Genomic DNA, 5,570 nt, shown 5'->3' on the forward strand with positions numbered 1-5,570 from the left:
AAATTAAATTTGGAAGTGTCCGGCAGAGTGTTTATCTTTGCATCGCTTCGGAACTGGGAGGCACTGAGTGCTGAAACAGGGCCGAGCGCCGCCACGGAAGCAGTTAGGCGGGACAGACATTGTTCATTTACATACTGAGAACATACAGACGATCGCACGTCGAGCCCTTGTCAGCCTGATTTTGATCAGGCCGATGAGAGTATCAATTGACACAGCAAGGCCAGCGACTCAAATAATTTATTGGTGTTTTTTACAATGGAGAGTTTGATCCTGGCTCAGGACGAACGCTGGCGGCGGGCTTAACACATGCAAGTCGCGGGAGAATCTGGACCTTCGGGTCCAGAGGAGACCGGCGGATGGGTGAGTAACGCGTAGGTAATCTGCCGTTAGGACTGGGATAACCCACCGAAAGGTGAGCTAATACCGGATGATGCAGCGGGGCCGCATGGCCACAGTTGTTAAATCCTTCGGGAGCCTAACGATGAACCTGCGTGCCATTAGCTAGTTGGTAGGGTCAAAGCCTACCAAGGCAATGATGGCTAGGGGGTCTGAGAGGATGATCCCCCACACTGGGACTGAGACACGGCCCAGACTCCTACGGGAGGCAGCAGTGAGGAATCTTGCGCAATGGAGGAAACTCTGACGCAGCCACGCCGCGTGCTGGAAGACGGCCCTATGGGTTGTAAACAGCTTTTACTAGGGAAGAACCTGGACCTTTCGAGGACCACTGACGGTACCTAGTGAATAAGCACCGGCTAACTCCGTGCCAGCAGCCGCGGTAATACGGAGGGTGCAAGCGTTGTCCGGAATCATTGGGTGTAAAGGGTGTGCAGGCGGAAGTCTAAGTCGGAGGTGAAATCTTGCCGCTTAACGGTAAAAGTGCCTTCGAAACTGGATTTCTTGAGTTCGGAAGAGGTTGGTGGAATTCGTGGTGTAGCGGTGAAATGCATAGATATCACGAAGAACACCGGTGGCGAAGGCGGCCAACTGGTCCGATACTGACGCTGAGACACGAGAGCGTGGGGAGCGAACAGGATTAGATACCCTGGTAGTCCACGCTGTAAACGATGCATGCTAGTTGTTGTCCCTTTGGGGGCAGTGACGCAGTTAACGCAGTAAGCATGCCACCTGGGGAGTACGTTCGCAAGAATGAAACTCAAAGGAATTGACGGGGGCCCGCACAAGCGGTGGAGCATGTGGCTTAATTCGATGCAACGCGAAGAACCTTACCTAGGCTAAATCCACGATGACCGTCCCTGAAAGGGGGCTTCCCTTCGGGGCATCATGGAAGGTGCTGCATGGCTGTCGTCAGCTCGTGCCGTGAGGTGTTGGGTTAAGTCCCGCAACGAGCGCAACCCCTGTGGTTAGTTACCAGCACGTAATGGTGGGGACTCTAGCCAGACTGCCTACGCAAGTAGTGAGGAAGGTGGGGACGACGTCAAGTCATCATGGCCCTTACGTCTAGGGCTGCACACGTGCTACAATGGATGGTTCAATGGGAAGCGAGCCCGCGAGGGTCAGCAGATCCCCAAAACCATTCCCAGTTCGGATTGGAGTCTGCAACTCGACTCCATGAAGTCGGAATCGCTAGTAATCGCGTATCAGCAATGTCGCGGTGAATACGTTCCCGGGCCTTGTACACACCGCCCGTCAAGCGATGGAAGTTAGGAGTACCTGATACGGCCGTGCCAACCCTTTGGGAGGCAGGTCTTTAGGGTAAGCCTAGTGACTGGCGCTAAGTCGTAACAAGGTAGCCGTACCGGAAGGTGCGGCTGGATCACCTCCTTTTTAAGGAGAGTCCGGTCTTGCTCGGCTCGCCGTGTGATCGTCTGTATGTTCTTGCTGGTCGCAAGTGTGCCCCGCTCAGGCGGGCGCAGCTGGCCACCGATGGGCTTGTAGCTCAGGCTGGTTAGAGCGCACGCCTGATAAGCGTGAGGTCGCAGGTTCAACTCCTGCCAAGCCCACACGTAAGGGGCTATAGCTCAGTTGGCTAGAGCACCTGCTTTGCAAGCAGGATGTCCGGGGTTCGAGTCCCCGTAGCTCCACTTGGTTTTTTTGAGATGACCGTATGTTCTTTTTTATTGTTGCACCGCCCGCGAATGTGCTCGCTGCTGATGTCAGTGGCGAGCAGATCCGTGCCGAGTGCACGTGTTCTTTGTTTATTGTAGGAAGAGTGAGGGGCCCGGAAGGGGTGTTGCGATGCAATGCCGTCCGCCCGCCGCCACCGTTCCTGCATGTGTTCTTTGACGTAGTGATAGCTGATAGGTTAAGAAAAGGTTTAATACCAACAAACCAACAACCGAGTCATTAATGATTTAATGACCATGTAAGTAATAAGAACGAAACGCTCTGAGGCTTGCCCCACCGATGGTGGTGCAAGTCATATAAGTGAAAGTACTCAAGGGCGTATGGTGGATGCCTTGGCATAATCAGGCGATGAAGGACGTGTAAAGCTGCGAAAAGCTGCGGGGAGCTGCATAAGAGCCCAGATCCGCAGGTATCCGAATGGGGAAACCCACCTGCTTTCGAGCAGGTATCCTTTCGAGGAGGTCAACCCGGGGAACTGAAACATCTAAGTACCCGGAGGAGCAGAAAACAATTCAGTGATCCCCCAAGTAGTGGCGAGCGAACGGGGGCCAGCCCAAATCCGGCTGCTACGGCGGCCGGAGGTAGTAGGGCCCACATAACCCAATTCAAGCGAAGACGAAGCGGACTGGAAAGCCGCCCCACAGAAGGTGACAGGCCTGTAGACGTAAGCGCGATGCGGCGGTGGGATCCCCTGAGTAGGACGGGACCGGAGAAATCCTGTCTGAACCAGCCGGCACCATCCGGTAAGGCTAAATACTGATTATGACCGATAGTGAACAAGTACCGTGAGGGAAAGGTGAAAAGAACGCCGAGAAGGCGAGTGAAATAGTACCTGAAACCATACGCTTACAAGCGGTCGGAGCCTCTCTTTGAGGGGTGACGGCGTGCCTTTTGCATAATGAGCCTACGAGTTGCACCTGTCGTGCAAGGTTAATCCGCTCAGCGGAGCAGCCGAAGCGAAAGCGAGTCCGAATAGGGCGCAAGTACGGCGGGGCAGACGCGAAACCGAGTGATCTATCTATGACCAGGGTGAAGCGGGGGTAAGACTCCGTGGAGGCCCGAACCGACAGGCGTTGAAAAGCCTCCGGATGAGTTGTGGATAGGGGTGAAAGGCCAATCAAACTCGGAAATAGCTCGTTCTCCTCGAAATATATTTAGGTATAGCATCTGGCGCCTAGCATGTCGGAGGTAGAGCACTGATTAGACTAGGGGGCTTCACCGCCTACCAAATCTAGACAAACTCCGAATGCCGGCATGTGTTGCCAGGTAGTCAGCGTGGGGGCGATAACGTCCTCCCGCAAGAGGGAAACAACCCAGACCACCAGCTAAGGCCCCAAAATCCAAACTAAGTTGAACAAAGAAAGTTGGGTTGCCCAGACAACTAGGAGGTTGGCTTAGAAGCAGCCATTCCTTGAAAGAGTGCGTAATAGCTCACTAGTCGAGCGGCCCGGCGTCGATAATTTACGGGCATAAGTTTGGTGCCGAAGCTGTGGATTGCATCCATCTTGGATGCAGTGGTAGAGGAGCATTCCAGCGCCATCGAAGTCGTCCTGTGAGGGATGGTGGAGGTTCTGGAAGCGAAACTGTAGGCATGAGTAACGATAAGAGGGGTGAGAAACCCCTCCACCGAAAATCTAAGGGTTCCTGATCAACGTTAATCGGATCAGGGTTAGTCGAGACCTAAGGTGTAGCCGAAAGGCGAAGCCGATGGGAAACCGGTTAAATATTCCGGTACCGCTATACAGCTATAAACGAAGGCGTCACGCAGAAGTGACACTACCGCCTGCTTACTGAATAGCAGGTTAAAGGAGCTAGGTCGGGTGGCAGGCAAATCCACCACCCACATGGCTGAACTCCGACAGTACAGGGAGCCTACGGGCAAACTGATAGTGTAGGTAATCTTGCTGCCAAGAAACCCGTCGTCGTTTGTTGTTATAGCGCTCGTACCAAAACCGACACAGGTAGATGAGGAGAGTATCCTCAGGTGCTCGAGCGAATCGTGGCTAAGGAACTCGGCAAATTAGATCCGTAACTTCGGGAGAAGGATCCCCTGCGGCGGCTTCGGCCGTTGCGGGGCGCAGTGACAAGGTCCAATCGACTGTTTACCAAAAACACATACCTCTGCTAACTCGTAAGAGGACGTATAGGGGTTGACACCTGCCCGGTGCTGGAAGGTTAAGGAAGCCTGTTAATCCCTTTGGGATGAAGCGGGCGACTGAAGCCCCAGTAAACGGCGGCCGTAACTATAACGGTCCTAAGGTAGCGAAATTCCTTGTCGGGTAAGTTCCGACCTGCACGAATGGTGCAACGAATTGGACACTGTCTCGGCCACGAGCTCGGTGAAATTGTGGTATCGGTGATGACGCCGATTACCCGCAGCGGGACGGAAAGACCCCGTGAACCTTTACTACAACTTTACATTGGCTTTAGCTGCCGAATGTGCAGGATAGGTGGGAGACCCGGAAGCCCCAGCGCTAGCTGGGGTGGAGTCATCCGTGAAATACCACCCTTTTGGCAGGTGAATTCTAATTCTCTAACGAGAAAACAGTGTATGGTGGGTAGTTTGACTGGGGCGGTCGCCTCCTAAATTGTAACGGAGGCTCCCAAAGGTACCCTCAGCACGGTCGGCAATCGTGCGTAGAGTGTAAAAGCATAAGGGTGCTTGACTGCGAGACATACAGGTCGAGCAGGTGCGAAAGCAGGGTTTAGTGATCCGGCGGTTTCCGAATGGAAGGGCCGTCGCTCAAAGGATAAAAGGTACTCCGGGGATAACAGGCTTATCTCCCCCAAGAGTTCACATCGACGGGGAGGTTTGGCACCTCGATGTCGGCTCATCGCATCCTGGGGCTGGAGAAGGTCCCAAGGGTATGGCTGTTCGCCATTTAAAGCGGTACGCGAGCTGGGTTCAGAACGTCGTGAGACAGTTCGGTCCCTATCTGCTGTGGGCGTTGGAATGTTGCGGAGAGCTGCTCCTAGTACGAGAGGACCGGAGTGGACGCACCGCTCGTGTACCTGTTGTCACGCTAGTGGCATCGCAGGGTAGCGATGTGCGGAAGTGATAAGCCGCTGAAAGCATCTAAGCGCGAAGCACGCTCCAAGATAAACATTCCCTTTACAGCCTTCTGGAAGACGACCAGATCGATAGGCGGCAGGTGTAAGCGTGGTAACACGTTCAGCCGAGCCGTACTAATAAGGCTACTGGCTTCCTCTTATATGGCTTGCACGACCAGTCGGTCGGCAGCCACACAGCCTGGTAGAACACCTTCTTTCGACCATCAGCTATCACTACGCTAAAGACCACGACTTTGACATTTTGAGCAGGCGGGTCAAGCGCAGGGGCCCCACCCGTTCCCATCCCGAACACGGCCGTTAAGCCCTGCAGCGCCGATGGTACTGCCCTCCGGGCGGAAGCGTAGGTCCCCGACTGCTCTCTTTTTTTTGACTACGGCCCTTCATGCCCCGCATGAAGGGCTTTCTTGTTT

General features: G+C 54.3%; 2 tRNA genes and 3 rRNA genes. All 5 read left to right on the forward strand.

The features are described from left to right. Positions 1-252 precede the first annotated feature (252 nt). The 5 genes from FCN14_RS15585 (at position 253) to rrf (ending at position 5,517) form a co-directional block, all read left to right on the forward strand. Positions 253-1,788: ribosomal RNA gene (locus FCN14_RS15585) — 16S ribosomal RNA — on the forward strand. Between the two features lie 101 nt (positions 1,789-1,889). Further along, positions 1,890-1,964 (forward strand) — tRNA-Ile (locus tag FCN14_RS15590). Positions 1,965-1,971: 7 nt separating this feature from the next. Further along, a tRNA-Ala gene (locus tag FCN14_RS15595) sits at positions 1,972-2,045 on the forward strand. Between the two features lie 343 nt (positions 2,046-2,388). Then, positions 2,389-5,299 (forward strand): 23S ribosomal RNA (locus FCN14_RS15600). 106 nt (positions 5,300-5,405) lie between these two features. Next, positions 5,406-5,517 (forward strand): 5S ribosomal RNA (gene rrf, locus FCN14_RS15605). Together the 16S, 23S and 5S rRNA genes with 2 tRNA genes alongside form the textbook arrangement of a ribosomal RNA operon. Positions 5,518-5,570: the final 53 nt, after the last annotated feature.

Source organism: Fodinibius saliphilus (assembly GCF_005869845.1).
GTDB classification, from domain to species: domain Bacteria; phylum Bacteroidota; class Rhodothermia; order Balneolales; family Balneolaceae; genus Fodinibius; species Fodinibius saliphilus.